The sequence below is a fragment of the Pedobacter sp. AC402 genome, from assembly GCF_979252805.1.
In genome coordinates this window covers 458,277-474,899 of the sequence record NZ_CEEDAI010000015.1, presented here as the reverse complement: position 1 = coordinate 474,899, position 16,623 = coordinate 458,277, and the positions used below count along the sequence as shown (strand labels likewise).

Annotated in this window: 19 protein-coding genes and 3 pseudogenes; 15 read left to right on the top strand and 7 right to left on the bottom strand. The window is 35.9% G+C overall.

Annotated elements, in window-relative coordinates; translation table 11 throughout:
- The first annotated feature begins 87 nt into the window (after window positions 1-87).
- A complete protein-coding gene (locus AC0IWE_RS25820; protein WP_157255385.1) occupies window positions 88-258 on the top strand; it encodes a hypothetical protein in 171 nt (56 codons plus the stop codon).
- Window positions 240-539: a type II toxin-antitoxin system RelE/ParE family toxin gene (locus tag AC0IWE_RS25815; protein ID WP_471795282.1), complete on the top strand. Its 300-nt coding sequence runs from the start codon at window positions 240-242 to the stop codon at window positions 537-539. Before AC0IWE_RS25820 ends, AC0IWE_RS25815 begins: the two co-directional genes overlap by 19 nt.
- A gap of 148 nt (window positions 540-687) precedes the next feature.
- Here the strand turns inward: AC0IWE_RS25815 and AC0IWE_RS25810 are convergent, their stop codons facing one another.
- A complete protein-coding gene (locus AC0IWE_RS25810) occupies window positions 688-1,002 on the bottom strand; it encodes a hypothetical protein (RefSeq protein ID WP_471795281.1) in 315 nt (104 codons plus the stop codon).
- Window positions 1,003-1,295: 293 nt separating this feature from the next.
- On the opposite strand from AC0IWE_RS25810, the gene AC0IWE_RS25805 reads away from it, so the two are divergent.
- The 12 genes and pseudogenes from AC0IWE_RS25805 (at window position 1,296) to AC0IWE_RS25750 (ending at window position 11,237) form a co-directional block, all read left to right on the top strand.
- A complete protein-coding gene (locus AC0IWE_RS25805; RefSeq protein WP_471795280.1) occupies window positions 1,296-2,174 on the top strand; it encodes a cell division protein FtsX in 879 nt (292 codons plus the stop codon).
- Window positions 2,174-2,401, top strand: a complete 228-nt coding sequence (locus tag AC0IWE_RS25800) for a DUF3098 domain-containing protein (RefSeq protein WP_055907377.1) — start codon at window positions 2,174-2,176, stop codon at window positions 2,399-2,401. Before AC0IWE_RS25805 ends, AC0IWE_RS25800 begins: the two co-directional genes overlap by 1 nt.
- 39 nt (window positions 2,402-2,440) lie before the next feature.
- Entirely contained in the window at window positions 2,441-2,644 is a 204-nt protein-coding gene (vapB, locus tag AC0IWE_RS25795; RefSeq protein WP_471795279.1) for a type II toxin-antitoxin system VapB family antitoxin, read from the top strand.
- The gene (locus AC0IWE_RS25790; RefSeq protein WP_471795278.1) at window positions 2,644-3,030 is read left to right on the top strand and encodes a type II toxin-antitoxin system VapC family toxin; all 387 of its coding nucleotides are present in this window, start codon (window positions 2,644-2,646) and stop codon (window positions 3,028-3,030) included. The genes vapB and AC0IWE_RS25790 overlap by 1 nt, the downstream gene beginning before the upstream one ends.
- Window positions 3,031-3,047: 17 nt before the next feature.
- Window positions 3,048-3,843, top strand: a pseudogene (locus AC0IWE_RS25785) (undecaprenyl-diphosphate phosphatase).
- A gap of 132 nt (window positions 3,844-3,975) precedes the next feature.
- Window positions 3,976-4,708, top strand: a pseudogene (gene truB, locus AC0IWE_RS25780) (tRNA pseudouridine(55) synthase TruB).
- Window positions 4,705-5,565 carry a YitT family protein gene (locus tag AC0IWE_RS25775; RefSeq protein ID WP_055907391.1) on the top strand — a complete coding sequence of 287 codons (861 nt, stop codon included), beginning with the start codon at window positions 4,705-4,707 and terminating at the stop codon, window positions 5,563-5,565. The pseudogene truB and the gene AC0IWE_RS25775 overlap by 4 nt, the downstream one beginning before the upstream one ends.
- Before the next feature lie 109 nt (window positions 5,566-5,674).
- Window positions 5,675-6,671, top strand: a pseudogene (locus AC0IWE_RS25770) (bifunctional riboflavin kinase/FAD synthetase).
- A gap of 651 nt (window positions 6,672-7,322) precedes the next feature.
- Window positions 7,323-9,086 carry a cation:proton antiporter gene (locus tag AC0IWE_RS25765; RefSeq protein ID WP_471795277.1) on the top strand — a complete coding sequence of 588 codons (1,764 nt, stop codon included), beginning with the start codon at window positions 7,323-7,325 and terminating at the stop codon, window positions 9,084-9,086.
- A gap of 7 nt (window positions 9,087-9,093) precedes the next feature.
- Window positions 9,094-9,537 (top strand): cation:proton antiporter regulatory subunit, encoded by a 444-nt coding sequence (locus AC0IWE_RS25760; protein WP_471795276.1) that lies wholly within the window; start codon window positions 9,094-9,096, stop codon window positions 9,535-9,537.
- Window positions 9,538-9,675: 138 nt separating this feature from the next.
- Complete coding sequence (locus tag AC0IWE_RS25755) at window positions 9,676-10,710, top strand: DUF2157 domain-containing protein (RefSeq protein WP_471795275.1); 1,035 nt, start codon at window positions 9,676-9,678, stop codon at window positions 10,708-10,710.
- Window positions 10,711-10,814: 104 nt separating this feature from the next.
- Window positions 10,815-11,237 (top strand): secondary thiamine-phosphate synthase enzyme YjbQ, encoded by a 423-nt coding sequence (locus AC0IWE_RS25750; protein ID WP_471795274.1) that lies wholly within the window; start codon window positions 10,815-10,817, stop codon window positions 11,235-11,237.
- A 2-nt stretch (window positions 11,238-11,239) separates the two neighbouring features.
- Here the strand turns inward: AC0IWE_RS25750 and AC0IWE_RS25745 are convergent, their stop codons facing one another.
- From AC0IWE_RS25745 to AC0IWE_RS25725, 5 genes are all read right to left on the bottom strand, one after another.
- On the bottom strand, window positions 11,240-12,211 hold the full coding sequence (locus AC0IWE_RS25745; protein WP_471795273.1) for a YihY/virulence factor BrkB family protein: 972 nt from the start codon (window positions 12,209-12,211) through the stop codon (window positions 11,240-11,242).
- Window positions 12,212-12,364: 153 nt separating this feature from the next.
- Window positions 12,365-13,351, bottom strand: coding sequence for a serine aminopeptidase domain-containing protein (locus AC0IWE_RS25740; protein WP_471795272.1), 987 nt, complete (start codon window positions 13,349-13,351; stop codon window positions 12,365-12,367).
- 56 nt (window positions 13,352-13,407) lie between these two features.
- On the bottom strand, window positions 13,408-13,686 hold the full coding sequence (locus AC0IWE_RS25735; protein WP_471795271.1) for a DUF3887 domain-containing protein: 279 nt from the start codon (window positions 13,684-13,686) through the stop codon (window positions 13,408-13,410).
- A gap of 155 nt (window positions 13,687-13,841) precedes the next feature.
- Window positions 13,842-14,219, bottom strand: a complete 378-nt coding sequence (locus AC0IWE_RS25730) for a DoxX family protein (RefSeq protein WP_471795270.1) — start codon at window positions 14,217-14,219, stop codon at window positions 13,842-13,844.
- On the bottom strand, window positions 14,216-14,635 hold the full coding sequence (locus AC0IWE_RS25725) for a VOC family protein (protein ID WP_471795269.1): 420 nt from the start codon (window positions 14,633-14,635) through the stop codon (window positions 14,216-14,218). The genes AC0IWE_RS25730 and AC0IWE_RS25725 overlap by 4 nt, the downstream gene beginning before the upstream one ends.
- A 132-nt stretch (window positions 14,636-14,767) precedes the next feature.
- Here AC0IWE_RS25725 and AC0IWE_RS25720 point away from each other — a divergent pair, with 132 nt between their 5' ends.
- Window positions 14,768-15,754 (top strand): GlxA family transcriptional regulator, encoded by a 987-nt coding sequence (locus AC0IWE_RS25720; protein WP_471795268.1) that lies wholly within the window; start codon window positions 14,768-14,770, stop codon window positions 15,752-15,754.
- 247 nt (window positions 15,755-16,001) lie between these two features.
- Here AC0IWE_RS25720 and AC0IWE_RS25715 read toward each other — a convergent pair whose 3' ends face one another.
- The gene (locus tag AC0IWE_RS25715; RefSeq protein ID WP_471795267.1) at window positions 16,002-16,391 is read right to left on the bottom strand and encodes a LiaF transmembrane domain-containing protein; all 390 of its coding nucleotides are present in this window, start codon (window positions 16,389-16,391) and stop codon (window positions 16,002-16,004) included.
- Window positions 16,392-16,623 lie beyond the last annotated feature (232 nt).

Genomic DNA, 16,623 nt, shown 5'->3' with positions numbered 1-16,623 from the left:
GATTGAAATGCGGTGTTTTAACAATGGAACAAAATCAGGTTAACATTTATTAATTATTTATTATCTTCGTATATAAAAATGAGTGTTATGACACATCTTACTATCGAAAATAAGAAATACGTACTCATTCCTGAAGAAAATTATCAAGAGTTGCAAAAAAATGCAGCTTTGAAACATCATCCTGAAAAAACATTTTCTATTAATGAGGCAAGAGCCCATAGTAAAAATTTAATCAGGAAATGGTCAGCAGAAAAATAGTAATTAAGCAAACCGTTGCAGAAAGTATTGCGGAGGTTTCGTGGTATTTAGAATCTGAAGGTTTACCTGCTACCGCAGAAAAATTTGCAGATGACGTTTATGATTTTATTGAAAGATTAGGAGACAACAGGAAGAGATATAAAACTTGTAGAGAGCCGCAAAGAACACTAATGGGCTATAAGTGCATATCTTACAAAAAAAAATACACTATTGTTTTTATCGAATTAGATACTGAAATCATAATATGTGAATTTATTCCATCAAAAATGATTCACTGGTAATCTCTTCTTGCTCCGTATTCAGTTTATGCTTTATTATAAGGAATGCGCAGAATGTATTTTTCGCGTCAGTACGGAGAGAACAAACAAAAAAATGCGCCATTGATATTAAAAACCAATGGCGCAAGCAAATAATCGGGGGATTAAGTTCTTATCTTGATAAAGAGTATACTTTAGTAACGTTTGTTTTATCAATTTTGGCAGTAAATTCCAATTTATTGGCATTGATACTATTGATTTTACAATAATTCAATCCATCATTGATGCTCATGCTAAACTGATCAGAATAAATGATTACATATTCACCAATTGTCCTGTTTCCTGATAAACTGATCTCCACTTGGTCATCATTATTTGATTTGAAGTCGATGTAATCAGTGGTTTTACCATAAGTAATCGCTCCATTAAGTTTATCATCAGTATAACCTGTAGTTACAATCTTATTTAACGTCCATCGGCCCAACATTTGTGCTTTTAACGAAGTATCATCTTTCTTGGCAAGAAATAATTGATGACGCGACTAATAGTAAGAGGCTAAGGATAGTAATTTGTCTTTTCATAGTTAAATTTAGTTTTAAGATATCCATAATTAACGGCGTTTTAACAAATTTCGTACCGTGATTTTAGAAAAAGTGAATTTCATTAACGAATTAATGCTCAAACTAAAAGCTTTACTGATTCGTTTATATTCATTTAACAATCATTAATTGGTGTTTATCAGGTATAATTTATATTTTCGCAGAAACAAAAATGAAATACATGGAAGAATTCGAAGTAAGTGATGCATCTAAAAAAACCAAAACCGTTTATATATCTACTATAATTAGTATTGCGTTGGTTTTATTGATGCTGGGGCTGCTTAGGTTGGTACTTGTACATGCCAAAAACCTGTCTAACTACGTTAAAGAAAACATTGTTTTAAACATAATTGTTGATGAAGGTGCAAAAGAAGCCGATGTTCTTGCTTTTCAGAAAGAGCTGAATACGAACCCTGCGGTAAAGCAAACACAATATGTAAATAAGGAGCTTGCTGCCAGAAATTTAACCCAGGATTTAGGCGAAGATTTTGTTAACTTTTTAGGTTACAACCCGCTAACCTCTACTTTCGATGTGTATTTAAAAGCAGAATATGCCAACAATAAGAGCATTGATGCATTAAAAGCAAGTATTTCTAAAAATCCGGTTGTTAAAGAAGTGGTTTACCAAAGTTCTTTAATTGATATGGTTAATAAGAATATCAATACCATTGGTTTAATTATTTTAGCCTTTGCTGCATTGCTTCTTATAATTTCTATCGCGCTGATTAACAATACCATAAGACTTGCAATTTACTCGCAACGCTTTTTAATTAAAAGTATGCAGCTGGTTGGTGCAACGAAAAATTTTATCCGACGTCCTTTCTTACTGTATGCTGCTTTACATGGTTTAATCGCTGCGTTTATTGCCATCATCATTTTATTGGCTACGCTAATTTATGCCCGTAAAGAAGTGCCGGAGATAATTATTTTAAATAACTACCAGGAGTTTGGCTTTGTGTTTATAGGCCTTTTAATTGTTGGTATTTTTATAACAGGCATTAGTACATGGTTTGCAGTGAGCAGATATTTACGTTTAAAATCTTATCATCTTTATAGATAATGGCAGAAAAAAAAACAAGTCCGATTGTTAAGGACGTTAAAAATGAATTGGTTTTTACCAAAAAAAATTATCAGTTATTATTGATCAGCATTGCAATCGTGGCTGTTGGTTTTATCCTGATGATGGGTACAACTGGCGATATCTACGATTTTAGAAGAACTTTATTGGCTCCTGTAGTGGTGCTGGCAGGCTTTGCTTTCGGTATTTATGCAATTTTAAAAAAATAATTGCTTGCAATAACTAGTGTGTTTTTTTAAATTTCTATTATGACTACAACAAGTTTGCAAATCGAAATAAATTCTCTTCCCCTAAACCTTAGGCAGGAAGTTGCAGATTTTGTAGAATTTTTAAAAACCAAGCATCATAATAAGCCAAAACTAAAATCACGAATGTTCGGATATGCAAAAGGTAAAATCAAACTATCTGATGATTTTGATGAACCGCTGGAAATGTTTGCTGATTACATTTAATGGCATATTTACTAGATACCCATGCTTTTTTGTGGTTTGTAGCCAAAGATGATCAGTTGCTTGCTTCTATCAAAAAAACACTATTTAATGTTAGCGAATCCTGTATCTTGAGTATCGCCTCACTTTGGGAAATCGCGATAAAAAAACAAATTGGAAAGCTCGATTTACAAATAGACTTTGATGAACTTTTCCGGTTTGCTGAACGAAATCAGATCGAAATAATCGCTATTAACGAAACGCACCTTACAACCTTATTAAAACAGGAGTTTTTCAACAATGATCCTTTTGATCGTATAAATGTTTCGCAAGCCATTTCTGAAGATTTAACTTTAATCTCAAGAGATAAAAAATTAAAAAACTATAACGTAAAATTACAATGGGATTAACCCATTAACTAAACAATATGAACTCTTTCGAAGCCATTGTCCTTGCCATTGTTGAAGGATTAACCGAATTTTTACCTGTATCGAGCACCGGGCATATGATTATTGCCTCATCTTTTATGGGCATTGCATCAGAACCTTTTGTAAAACTTTTTACCATAGTAATTCAACTCGGGGCCATACTTTCGGTGGTGGTACTTTACTTTAAAAGATTTTTTAAATCGATAAACTTCTATATCAAATTATTGGTTGCATTTATCCCGGCAGCAGTATTTGGTTTACTTTTAAGCAAAAAAATCGACGAATTGCTGGAGAGTCGCAATTGCTGTTGGTATTTCCCTCTTAGTTGGTGGCATTATTTTATTGTTTGTTGATAAATGGTTTAATAAGCCAACCATCAATGAAGAAGAAAATATAAGTTATTTAACTGCATTAAAAATTGGCTTTTTTCAATGTATTGCCATGTTACCTGGTGTATCACGTTCAGGAGCGACCATCGTTGGCGGTATGAGTCAGAAATTAAGCAGAAAAGTTGCTGCAGAGTTTTCATTCTTCCTTGCCGTACCCACCATGTTTGCAGCAACAGCCAAAAAACTTTACGATTTTTACAAAGAAGGACATACCATAACCCACGATCAAACCAACCTCTTAATTATTGGTAACGTTGTTGCCTTTGTTGTGGCACTATTGGCCATTAAAAGTTTTATCGGTTACCTGAATAAAAATGGCTTTAAAGTATTTGGATGGTACAGAATTGCAGCAGGCTTAATTATTATCATCTTGTTATTAAGCGGCCACAACTTACAAATTATATAGATATAGAAACAACTCAACCACGATAAAAAGGATATAAACAGAGAATAAGCATCCGTGTTTATCTGTATACATCTGTGGTAAAAAAACTTAAGCAAACCACATCGAATCCGTATCTTTGCGCAAAAAAGATTTGTGAGTACCGAAAATTCAAAATTTAAAGATTTCAATTTTGCTGAAGGCGAATTGCTTTTAATCAACAAACCATACAAATGGACTTCATTTGATGTGGTAGGCAAAATCCGTAATTCTTTAAAACCGTTAAAACTGAAGGTTGGCCATGCCGGCACTTTAGATCCCCTTGCCACAGGCTTATTAATCATTTGCACTGGCAAGTTAACTAAGCAAATAGACAATTTTCAAGCTGAAGAAAAAGAATATACAGGCACCATGATTTTAGGTGCCACAACCCCATCATTCGATATGGAAACTGAGGTTGATCAAACTTTTGACATCAGCAACATTACCGAAGCGGAAATTTATGCAGCTTGCAAACCTTTTATTGGCGATATTGAACAATATCCGCCGGCACACTCTGCGGTTAAAGTAAACGGCTGATCGCTTATATGTAAAAGCGCGCCTAGGTGAAGAGGTAGAATTACGTAAACGTTTTGTTAGTGTTCCGGAATTTGTGATCACCCGGATCGAGCTGCCGGAAATTGATTTCAGAATTGTTTGCAGTAAAGGCACATACATCCGTTCATTAGTGTCTGATTTCGGCAAACAATTAAACAGTGGCGCGTACCTTTCCAAACTTACGCGCACCCGAAGCGGAAACTTTTTACTTAATGATGCGTTTGAGGTATTAGAACTTGTTAATTATATTCGTAGCAAGAAAGAAGAAGTTAAAACTGAAGCTCAACCATGAACCACATTAAAAACAGAAAAACCAGGTTTATCAAAGAAATTCTGTTAATTATTGCAGGTGTAACTTCGGCATGCTTCGGTTTAAAAAGTTTTTTAATGCCCAGCCACTTTATTGATGGTGGTGTAACCGGTATCTCTCTGCTATTAAGCACCCTAACCGGCTGGAATTTATCGTATCTTATTGCCATTATTAATATTCCGTTCGTAATTTTGGGTTACAGGCAAATTGGTAAAGGTTTTGCAATTAAAACGGCTATTGCCATCGCTACACTTTCCATAGCGCTAATTATACTGCCTTTTCAGCCCATTACACACGATAAATTGCTCATCGCATTTTTTGGAGGCCTGTTTTTAGGTGGTGGTATTGGTTTAGCCATGCGCGGCGGCTGCGTAATTGACGGTACTGAGGTTTTGGCACTTTACATCAGTAAAAACAGTATTTTAACTGTCGGGAATATCATTCTAATTTTAAATATCATCATTTTTGCCTTCGCAGCATATTTTTTAAACATCGAAACTGCGCTTTACGCTATATTAACTTATTTGTCAGCTTCGAGCACCATCGATTTTATCGTTAACGGAATAGAACAATATACCGGTGTAACGATTATTTCAGAACATCAGGAAGACATTAAAAATTTTATCATCAACGAAATGAGGCGCGGTGTTACCATTTACAAGGGCGAAGGCGGTTATGGAGAAAAGAAAGATATCGATATTATTTTCACCGTAGTAACCAAACTGGAAATGAGCAAATTACAAACTGCTATCCGGCAGATTGATTCGGATGCTTTTGTGATTCAACAACAAATTGCCGATTTAAAAGGCGGGGTGGTAAAACGCCATGCCTTACATTAATAAACAACAGAAATTTGGGTAAGCACTTAAGCTATGCCAAGGTTCGGGTTGTATGCTAACCAGCTACCTACCCGCATGCAAAACCCATATAAATAAATAGATTTTACCATTGAAGATATATAATAACCTTTCGGATTTTAAAAAATTAGACAATGCCATTGTAACCATTGGTACTTTCGACGGTGTACATTTCGGACATCAAAAAATCATTAAACAACTTGTAGAAAAGGCAAAGGCTGATCATGGAGAAAGTGTAATTTTAACATTTTTTCCCGCATCCACGGATGATTATCGATCCTGAAAACCAGGATTTAAAAATGATCAATACCATTAATGAAAAAGCAGAAATTTTAAAAGGTTTGGGTGTGGATCATCTGATTATTACACCATTTACAAGAGATTTTTCCAATCAGTTGCCTGAAGATTATATTAAAAATATATTGGTCAATACTATTGGCACCAAACATATTATAATTGGTTACGACCACCGTTTTGGTAAAGACCGGTCAGGTAATTTAAGCGATTTAAAAGCGGCTGGTTTTCATTATGGCTTCACGGTTGAAGAAATAATGGAACAGGATATTCACGATGTTGCAGTAAGTTCTACCAAAATCCGTCAGGCACTTTTGGCAGGCGATGTGGGTTTAGCCAGCGACTACCTCGGTTATCCGTTTTCTATTTTCGGAAGAGTAATTAAAGGCGATAAAATCGGCAGAACAATTGGTTTCCCTACTGCCAATATATTTGTGGAAGAAACCTACAAATTGATTCCTGGTGATGGCATTTATGCAGTAACGGTAGAGATGAGCGCCGAATTTAAAGAAGAAGGTTCAGAATCAACAAACAGACTTCAGACTACGGACTCCGGATTTCGGACTTACAAAGGCATGGCCTACATCGGGCAGCGCCCAACCATTAACGGGATGACCAGAAACATTGAAGTAAATATTTTCGATTTCAACCAGGAAATTTATGGCCAGGATATTAAGATGAACTTTTTAAAATTTCTTCGTCACGATGTAAAATTTACGGGGTTAGAAGCGCTGACAGTTCAATTACAAAAAGATAAAGAAGCAACACTCGCTTATTTTAATGGATTAAATTAGATCTCAAACATGCGTCACCCTGAATTTATTTCAGGGTCTGTTGTATTAAAAATAGATGCTGAAATAAATTCAGCATGACGTAAATTATAATAAAACCTAAGATTACAATAAAAGCTTATAGAAGCCAAAAAGCATTTTTAAATCACATTTCCCTTTCAAAAAAGCCTCCTTTTCGTTATATTAGCAGCAATGAGGCTTATTTACATCATCCTTCTTCTTATTATTTCCACTAATTTTTCGTCATTCGCAACGCAGGAAAATAGAAGTGATGCTCCAGCCAAAAACTTAAAAATAAGTTTCATCACCAATAAAAAAATCAATAAACTTATTTCAGATTTTAATCAGGACTATGAAAGCTTGCAAAAAGATTTCATTAACGCTTCAATTGTAAAAATATCTTTCGCCGCTTTTATACTTCTTTCTTTTTTGATGTTTCTTTTTTTAAAAAACAAAGCCATCACAGCTAAAGTTGTAATAAGAAGGTTAAAACATAATTATTGGTGCCATTTTAAAATGCTTTATCCAAAACATGTTTTTTGGTAAGTAATTTCATTTATTTGAACCACATCACGTGGAATTTTCAGTAAAATACCAGGTTATTAATATTGCCTGGCAATAAATTATTTAACCCATATTACCTATTTTTTATAGATGCATTTACCCGATTTGATAGCCGATTTAGGATTAATTCTTGCCGCAGCAGGAATTACCACACTCATATTTAAAAGAATTAAACAACCCCTTGTTTTAGGTTACATACTTGCCGGCTTATTGGTTGGCTCACACTTGAAATTTTTTCCGTCTGTTACAGATACAAAAAGCATTAATATTTGGGGCGAAATAGGTGTAATTTTCCTATTGTTCAGTCTTGGTTTAGAATTCAGTTTTAAAAAACTGGTTAAAGTAGGCGGCTCTGCCTCCATTACCGCAATTGTAAAAGTATTATTTATTATTCTGGCCGGTTACCTGGTAGGTAAAGCCATGGGCTGGAAAGATATGGACAGCCTGTTTTTAGGAGGAATATTATCAATATCATCAACCATGATTACGATTAAAGCTTTCGAAGAACTTGGTTTAAAACATAAAAAGTTTGCTGGCTTGGTTTTCGGGGTGTTAATTGTTGAAGATCTTGTAGCCATTTTATTATTGGTACTATTTTCCACGCTGGCCGTAAGCCAGCAATCGGCAGGTACAGAAATGTTATATTCCATATTAAAACTGGCTTTTTTCCTGGTACTTTGGTTTTTAGGTGGAATTTTTCTGGTTCCATCGTTTCTTAAGGCAACCAAAAAATTAATGAATGATGAAACAATGCTGGTTGTATCATTGGCTTTATGCCTGGTAATGGTTTTACTTGCTGATAAAGTAGGTTTTTCTCCGGCACTTGGGGCTTTTATTATGGGATCTATTTTGGCCGAAACTGCTCAGGCCGAAAGAATTGAACATTTAACAAAATCGGTAAAGGATTTATTTGCAGCCGTATTTTTTGTTTCTGTTGGCATGTTGATTGATCCTTCCATGTTGGTTAAATATGCAGTTCCAATTTTAGTAGCCACTCTGGTCATTATTTTAGGAAAAATCATTTTTACCATACTTGGGGCATTACTTTCCGGTCAGCCATTAAAAACTTCTGTCCAATCAGGCATGAGTTTGGCGCAAATCGGCGAATTTTCTTTCATCATTGCATCCTTGGGTTTAACCCTTAAAGTAACGAGTGATTTCCTTTATCCTATCGCAGTAGCCGCAGCAGCAATTACAACATTTACCACTCCTTATTTAATTAAATTATCTGAACCTTTTTACCAGTACTTAAACCGTATTTTACCCAAAAAATGGCTTGATGGCATTGATAGATATAGCTCCAGTACAGAAGGCATTACCACACTAAGCGATTGGAAAATTTTATTAAGATCCTATATTTTTAATACCATTATCCATTCTGTAATCATCATCGCAATTATCTTTTTAGCTTACCGCTATGTGCAACCTTTTATTGTACGCAACATTGCAAATAGTTTAACTTCAATTATCATCAGTGTAGTGGTTTCGTTTATATTGATGTCGCCATTTTTGTGGGCCTTATCCATCAGAAGGATTCAAAGAACAGCTTATTCTCACCTTTGGCTAAATAAAAAATATACGCGTGGACCATTAATTGCAATCGAGTTTTTTAGGGTGGCCTTAGGGATTTTCTTTGTAGGATTTCTGATGTACGAATTTTTCGACACCTGGGTTGCAGCTGTAATTGCGCTAGGTTTAATTATCCTCGGAATGGTAATTTTCTCGCGGAAATTGCAATCATTTTACGATAAGCTGGAAAGACGTTTCATGCTGAACTTAAATGCACGTGAAAATCAGAAACCGAATATTTTACCCTGGGATACACACTTAACTGAAGCTTACCGTCTCTCCTGAATCGGAAGTGGTAGGAAAAACACTTACTGAATTAATGATCAGGGAAAAATACGGGGTTAATATTGCTTTAATAGAACGTGGAAGGAACAACATTCCAACCCCGGGAAGAGATGAAAGGCTTTATCCAAATGATAAACTGTTATTAATTGGTGCTGATGATCAATTGGCTGCCGTTAAAGCCCTTTTAGAAGTAGATGCGCCGGCAATTGCTGAAGAAAATAATTTTCCAAATAAAGAAATGACACTTCAAAAGGTGGTCGTACATACCGAATCGCCGGTTTATGGGTTAAGCATTAGAAATGCAGGGATCCGAGAAAAAGCGCAGGCCTTAATTGTTGGGATTGAACGGGGTTCTGATCGGATATTGAATCCTTCATCTGATTTCGTTTTCGACAATGGTGATATTATCTGGATTGTAGGGAACAACAGGAAGATTAAAGAGGTTATATAAAGGTATTCATCGTTATGATATAGTTTTTTCAGCGGGCAAAGCAATCTAATTAAGGTAAATTATATGAAGAGATTGACTACCAATGCCTAAATACATCAATAACGATCAAATTTTATATCTTCGTATATAACCTAACCTATGAAAGTTGACAGAGAAAAAAGTGAGTTTCTGGATGATATGATTGAGCAGTGGCAGAATGATGGCCTGATCAATGATGAAACCGGTAATAAGCTCCGTAAAAGTTATGAAGCCAAAAATTTCGATTGGCTCCGGCTGGCGCAGTATGCCTTTTGGGTAGCTTTAGCCTGTGGCTTTATCGCTCTCGGATCATTACTGATTGATAATTCAATTTTAAACTACTTAAAAAGAGTTTATAACACCCCAAACATTGTAATTGCCATTGTATCTGGTGGTTTGGCAGGATGGCTTTATATTCTTGGCTTCAGGAGCAAAAAGAAATTATCACATTTAAAATTTAGCAACGAAGCCATTGTTTTTTCTGCCATTTTACTTACTGCAAATGCCATTGCCTATTTCGGGAAGGCAATAGATAACGGCTCGGGTAATTTTTCTATCCTCATTCTAATATCTGTTTTTATATATGGCGCTTTAGGATATATCTTCAATTCGCGGTTAATCTGGATTTTTGCGTTAATCTCATTAGGTGCATGGTTTGGTACTGAAACAGGTTATTTAAGCCGGTGGAACTATTATTTTCTGGGCATGAATTATCCGTTACGTTTTGTAGTTTTTGGGGCTGCATTAACTGCTGCATCATTTATAATGAAAGCTTTTCCTAAAACACAGCATTTCTTTCAGGTAACCTATATAGCTGGTATGGTTTATTTGTTCGTATCACTTTGGGCCTTATCAGTATTTGGTAATTTCGCCAGTTTAGAAGAATGGTATACGGTTAGGCAATTAAGCTTATTTTATTGGGCTTTAATTTCCGCCGTCATTTGCCTTGCAAGTACTCTTTTTGGTTTAAAATATCACGATGATATCGCCCGTGAATTCGGAATTACCTTTCTCTTTATCAATCTTTATACACGTTATTTCGAATATTTTTGGGATAGCTGGCATAAAGCATTATTTTTTTCAGTGCTGGCTGCTTCTTTTTGGTTAATTGGCAGAAAAGCAGAAAAAATCTGGAATGTGGAGTTTTTGAGGTAGATCAGTTGTTATCTCCTTAGAGATATATAAATCATATTCCATAGATCTCTCCATTTCGCTATGCAACAGTCGAAATGACGAAACGCTAAATAGTACAAAGTCAAATGAAAATATACCAACAAACCTTATCGCTTAGAGAACGTAGAAGGGGTTTCCACATTATTACGGAGGAGATTGAAGATGCTTTACCCCAATTGGATGAGATAAATATTGGCATTTGTCAGGTTTTTATTCAGCATACTTCTGCTTCACTTACCATCAATGAAAATGCTGATCCTACGGTTCGGACAGATTTTGAAATGTTCTTTAATAAAACCGTTAAGGAGAACGATCCTAATTATGAACACGATTACGAAGGATCGGACGATATGCCCGCGCATTTAAAATCAGCACTTTTGGGTAACTCAGTAACCATTCCGATTAGAAATGGAAGATTAGCACTCGGTACCTGGCAAGGCATTTACTTATGCGAACACCGCAATCGCGGCGGACAGAGAAGATTGATTGTTACGGCCTGGGGAGAATAACTTTAAGCCTTTTTAACTTCTTCTTTAATTTCTGGATGATTATCCTGAATAGATTTACCCTCGGTTTCTACTTCAATTTCTTTAGTGGTAACTGCATAATGTGACGGATAAATTTCCGATCCGAAGGCAACCGCATAGGCCTTGGTAAATTCGGCCCCGAAATATAAAATGATCGAAGAATAATAAGTCCACAGCAGGATTACAATTAATGAGCCAGTTGCACCATAGGTACCGCCAACATTACTTTGCCCAATATATAATGAGATGGCAAATTTACCGATCATAAATAGAATTGCGGTTACTACGGCTCCGGCTAATACATCGCGCCATTTAATAATAGCATCGGGCAAAACTTTAAAAATTACCCCAAATATTAAAGAAATAACAGCAAGCGTAACCACCTGGTTAATAATATAAAATACAACTACAGATACTTCTGCAAATCTTGCCTGCAGGCGATCGCTAAAGGCATCTAGCAAAGCGGTAACACCTAATGAAACCAACAACACAAAGCCCAAGCTAATAATTACCGAAAATGATAAAAAGCGGTTTTGCAGCATCTTTACCCATCCCCTTTTGGGTTTCGGTTTTAAGCCCCAAATGGTATTAATGGAATCCTGAACATCACCAAAAATTGTAGTTGCGCCAATCAACAAAGTGATTATACCGATAATTAAAGCGATAGTACTTTTACCATCCAGGTAGGCATTTTTAATCAACTGTTGTAAAGAAACAGCCGATTCTCTACCTAAAAAACCTTCAAGCTGTGCGTAAACCTGGCCTTCGGCAATCTCACGACCTAGAAATATCCCACACAAAGAAATAATCACCACCAATAGCGGTGCCATAGAAAATACGGTGTAGTAAGCCAAAGAACCACTAAGTTTAGTAACCTTATGATCATTAAATCCTGTAAAAGACGCTTTTAAAACGCCCCATATTCCTTTTAAAGTGATTTTATTCTTTGCCGCCATAACTATTTCTAAAATGTATCCTATAATTTTAAACCGCATATTTTTTGAATTGTTTTTATTCATTAGCAATAGCGGAATATAATAGCATTTTAAAGCAAAAAAAGCTCCGATTATTAGTCGGAGCTTTTACCTATTAAGGATATTAAAATATTGTTATTTACCTTTAATCCATAGGGCAATATCATTAACCAATGGTTCTGATACACTTACAGCGGCCTGGTATTGGGCCATTGTGCCTTTTCCTGTTTGCGAACTCAAAAGGTGATTCAAATCAGGATAAAACTTTAAACGAACATTTTTCTTTTTCTCTAAAGCTGCATTCCATAAATCAAAATCGGTTTTGCTCACCTGGAAATCATTCCCTCCTTGTAAAACATAAATTCTTTGTTTCGACAGGCTTTTTGCCACTGCAACCTGGTTATAAGTATTTAAATCTGTCCAGTATTTTGCAGGCAAACCCAAAATAGAAGAATCAGGCTTTATTGTTGTTCCCAATTGCGTTATTTTACTTTTATCGATTTCTGTTAAGGCATCCGTAAGTTGTTTTTTACCTGCCGCGGTGGTATCGTTGGCTAAATCGAACATGTATTTATTCTGATCGATAATAATGTCGGTTAATTTTCTTGCCGGCGCAGCTGCTAAAATAATTCCAGCTAAATCTGGCGTAAGTGTTGCCATTTTAGGTGCCAGCATTCCTCCTAAACTATGGCCAAATACATATATATTTTTTGGATCTGCACCAACTGTTGTTCTTGCTATGGCAATAGCAGCGGTTGCATCGTCTAATACTTCTTCTTTTACGGTATAAGCGTTTGTAAATTCGTTTGGATAAATTAATGTCCTTTTTACATAACGGACGGAAGCTATTCTTTTTGATGCCAAGCCTCCTGCTAAATCTTTGAAAGGTTTATTCGGACCAACGGTTTCATCCATATCTCCAGGACCGGAGCCGTGTACAAAAACAACTATTGGGAAATTTTTAACATTTTTTGGCGTGGTAATAATTGCTGCTAATTGTTTTCCAGCAGGACCTATATATACCGATTTTTCTTTATACAAACTGGTATCTACATAAGTCGGTTTTAAATATACGGCAGTTCTTTTCGGCGGTGCCAGAAAGATGCCAACGATCTTTTGCATTTTATTAAAGCCTAAAATAAAATTCTGATCGCCCTTTGCAAATTTACCTTCAACGGTTACCGCAAAAAATTCGCCCTGAGCCTTAGCTTCTGAATTGCATCTAAAGATTCGGCTTTGCCATATTTGTTTCCTATGTCGCCCCATAGTTTCTTTAAGCTTTCTTCTGTTAATTTGGTTTTTAAGGTATCATCAAAAAATGCATGGGCATCTTTAAATTTCTCTTCCTGCAACAGTTTAAAAAAATCGTTTGCTCCATTAAATAACTGGATTACATTTTGAGAAAATGCTGTTGTAGTAAATAATAAAGCGATTATGAATAAAAGGCTCTTTTTCATCCGGGTTCTTGTTTTTTTTGGTAGTAAAATTGTCGATTTACCTTTTATTGCGGCTTAAATTCAACAGTTCACATCATTGTGTTTGGTTGTTTACAATACCCAAAGTTAACAATATTTGGTTCTCAAAAGTCCTTAACTAAACCCTCCGTTTCTTTTTAACTTATTTTAACATTTGGTTCTAATTTCTTCCACAAAACATAAGGAATAAACATAATAACCAGCGCAACAATAGGCGGAATCAGCAATGATATTTCATCACCCACAAACGCTCTGGATGCAAAAGCCCCGATAAAATTAATGGCAAAACCTGCATAAGCCCATTCTTTAATGGCTACAAATTTGTTTTGAAGAATAGAGGCTGCACCAAGCAATTTGGCAATGCCAACAATGATCAGCAGGTACATCGGGTAGCCAAGGTGTTTAAGCACTTCTTTACCGGCTTCCTGCTGCGTTATTCCACCAACACCATCCATTATCATCATTAGTGCAAAAATAATTGTGGCAATCCAATACCAGGTGTTTAACTTTTTCATGTGTATTTATTATTATCGTAATTAATTAACCATGTGTTTCCGAACCGATCTGTTAAATCGCCGAATAATGCGCCCCAAAATGTTACTTCTAGAGGGTGTGATGGCTGCCCACCTGTTGAAAGTTTATGGTAAAAAGACCGGGCTTCTTCTTCTGAACTGCAACTGAGCATCATCGCAATAGCATTTCCCTTTATTAAGCCACGTTCTTCAACCATATCAGTAGCCATAATTACGAGCTCATCTTTTGCTAAAACAGCATGCATAATGCTTCTTTTCATATGGTTGGGCATTTTATCGGCATGCTCCGATTCACCAATGGTTTCGAAACTTAGTTCTCCTCCCAGGCAATGCTGATAAAAAGTCATTGCTTCCCTACAGTTGCCATTAAATGTAAGATATGAGTTTATACAAGTCATTGATTCTATTTTTATGTTGCTAAGCCACTAGTGCTACAATGCAAACATACGTGCAGAAATTAACAGGCTGAATATGGAGAAACGACAATTGCGGGGGTTGTTTACGACAAACAGGCTCGTTATATTTGGATTATGAAACATGTATCTATCTTAATTCCAGAGACTGCCGTGATCGAAGCCATTGCAGATCCACGCTATTTATTTACCGCTGTTAACGAGTTCTTACAGGCTTCGGGCAAGTTGCCACTGTTTAAAGTAGAGCTTGTTGGGATGACTAAAGAGGTGAGGTTAAATAACAGCCTTTTCTCGGTACATGTAGATAAGCTACTGCACGAGGTGGATCAAACGGATTTAATTTTTGTACCGGCCATTAGTGGTAATATCGGTTATGCCATGGAAGCGAATCAGGATTTGTTGCCGTGGATTATAAAACAACATGCTAAAGGTGCAGAAGTAGCTTCACTTTGTATGGGTGCTTTTTTACTGGCTGCAACGGGTTTATTAGATGGCCGCAAATGCTCTACACACTGGTTATTTGCCAACCAGTTTAGAGAAATGTTTCCGGATGTAACGCTTGTTGATGGTAGTATTATTACTGATGCTCAGGGTTTATACTCCAGCGGTGGGGCCAATTCGTACTGGAATTTACTTTTATACCTTGTAGAAAAATATACAGACAGGGACACGGCCATTTTAGCGGCCAAATATTTCGCTATTGATATCGATCGCGAGAGCCAGCTGGCTTTTATGATGTTCCAGGGGCAAAAAGGCCATGAGGATGCAAAAATTAAAAAAGCACAGGAATTTATTGATGGCAATTATCAGGATCGGATCACTGTAGATCAATTGGCAGATATGCTGGCTTTGGGAAGAAGGAGTTTTGAACGAAGATTTAAAAGTGCCACCAAAAATACTGTAATCGAATATATCCAAAGGGTAAAAATTGAAGCTGCAAAACGGAGCTTTGAATCGAGCAGAAAGAATATAACAGAAGTAATGTTCGATGTAGGTTATACTGATACCAAATCGTTTAGGGATGTTTTTAAAAAAATAACAGGTTTAACACCGATTGAGTACCGCAATAAATACCATAAAGCAGTACCGGTATTGCAGGTTTAATTGTATCTGCAGAAAAAAAATCAAAAAAAATTTAGCTGAACACAATATATTCTATTTACAGCGTTTATGTATGTGAGAGCGTTAATTTAGATGACGGGGATACTGCCTAAGGGTGGAATCCCCGTTTCTTTTTTATAAGGGAAAATGCATATTGCATCGCCATCTAAGCCTGCTGCTATTGAGCACAAAAAAAGGGACATTGTTCAAAAATGTCCCTTTTTTAAAATATATGATGGAGTTAAGAATTTTAGCTTTCTTTTTCAGTAAAGTCAACTGGTTTTTTTTCAAAATAAGGATCGAAATTTTGAACCTTTTTAGGTTTAAGAATTACATATAATCCTAAGCCGATTAGCATCAAAGCTGTACTGATCCGTGATAAATCGAAATCGAAAATACTGATCGCTTTTATGGTAAATAAACCACCAATTATTGTTAAGGCCAACCAGCTGCTGCCCTGAAAGTTTTTACGGTAACCCATCCACAAACCTACACCTAACATGATGGTATGCCATTTTAAAATCCAATGTGGAACATCGATACCTGAGTTTCTTAGTAAGAATACTGAACCGATTGTGATGATTAAAATACCTAAACCGAATTGTTTATCTGCGTGATTTTTTTTGATGAAATTTTCCATGACCGTTTTGTTTTATGAATCAAATGTAGCACAGAAACCAACGCCGGGGAATGGCTTTTCTCTTAGTTGGGAGGTTTTATCGGTGAGTGAAATAAAACCGTCGGTAAAAAAATTTAGGTGTTTTTAAAAATTGAATTTTATCGGTGAAATTCTGGATTACTTCGAAGTCGACTATTCGTTTAAAATTAAACAACCGATAAATTAATGACAAGTAAACCATTAAAAGATTGCT

Bases quoted from the DNA above. Each gene is read 5' to 3' on its own strand.
- AC0IWE_RS25820 (WP_157255385.1), top strand. From the start codon at position 88: ATGACACATCTTACTATCGAAAATAAGAAATACGTACTCATTCCTGAA.
- AC0IWE_RS25815 (WP_471795282.1), top strand. From the start codon at position 240: ATGGTCAGCAGAAAAATAGTAATTAAGCAAACCGTTGCAGAAAGTATT.
- AC0IWE_RS25810 (WP_471795281.1), bottom strand. From the start codon at position 1,002: ATGTTGGGCCGATGGACGTTAAATAAGATTGTAACTACAGGTTATACT.
- AC0IWE_RS25805 (WP_471795280.1), top strand. From the start codon at position 1,296: ATGGAAGAATTCGAAGTAAGTGATGCATCTAAAAAAACCAAAACCGTT.
- AC0IWE_RS25800 (WP_055907377.1), top strand. From the start codon at position 2,174: ATGGCAGAAAAAAAAACAAGTCCGATTGTTAAGGACGTTAAAAATGAA.
- vapB (WP_471795279.1), top strand. From the start codon at position 2,441: ATGACTACAACAAGTTTGCAAATCGAAATAAATTCTCTTCCCCTAAAC.
- AC0IWE_RS25790 (WP_471795278.1), top strand. From the start codon at position 2,644: ATGGCATATTTACTAGATACCCATGCTTTTTTGTGGTTTGTAGCCAAA.
- AC0IWE_RS25775 (WP_055907391.1), top strand. From the start codon at position 4,705: ATGAACCACATTAAAAACAGAAAAACCAGGTTTATCAAAGAAATTCTG.
- AC0IWE_RS25765 (WP_471795277.1), top strand. From the start codon at position 7,323: ATGCATTTACCCGATTTGATAGCCGATTTAGGATTAATTCTTGCCGCA.
- AC0IWE_RS25755 (WP_471795275.1), top strand. From the start codon at position 9,676: ATGAAAGTTGACAGAGAAAAAAGTGAGTTTCTGGATGATATGATTGAG.
- AC0IWE_RS25750 (WP_471795274.1), top strand. From the start codon at position 10,815: ATGAAAATATACCAACAAACCTTATCGCTTAGAGAACGTAGAAGGGGT.
- AC0IWE_RS25745 (WP_471795273.1), bottom strand. From the start codon at position 12,211: ATGGCGGCAAAGAATAAAATCACTTTAAAAGGAATATGGGGCGTTTTA.
- AC0IWE_RS25740 (WP_471795272.1), bottom strand. From the start codon at position 13,351: ATGCAAAAGATCGTTGGCATCTTTCTGGCACCGCCGAAAAGAACTGCC.
- AC0IWE_RS25735 (WP_471795271.1), bottom strand. From the start codon at position 13,686: ATGAAAAAGAGCCTTTTATTCATAATCGCTTTATTATTTACTACAACA.
- AC0IWE_RS25730 (WP_471795270.1), bottom strand. From the start codon at position 14,219: ATGAAAAAGTTAAACACCTGGTATTGGATTGCCACAATTATTTTTGCA.
- AC0IWE_RS25725 (WP_471795269.1), bottom strand. From the start codon at position 14,635: ATGACTTGTATAAACTCATATCTTACATTTAATGGCAACTGTAGGGAA.
- AC0IWE_RS25720 (WP_471795268.1), top strand. From the start codon at position 14,768: ATGAAACATGTATCTATCTTAATTCCAGAGACTGCCGTGATCGAAGCC.
- AC0IWE_RS25715 (WP_471795267.1), bottom strand. From the start codon at position 16,391: ATGGAAAATTTCATCAAAAAAAATCACGCAGATAAACAATTCGGTTTA.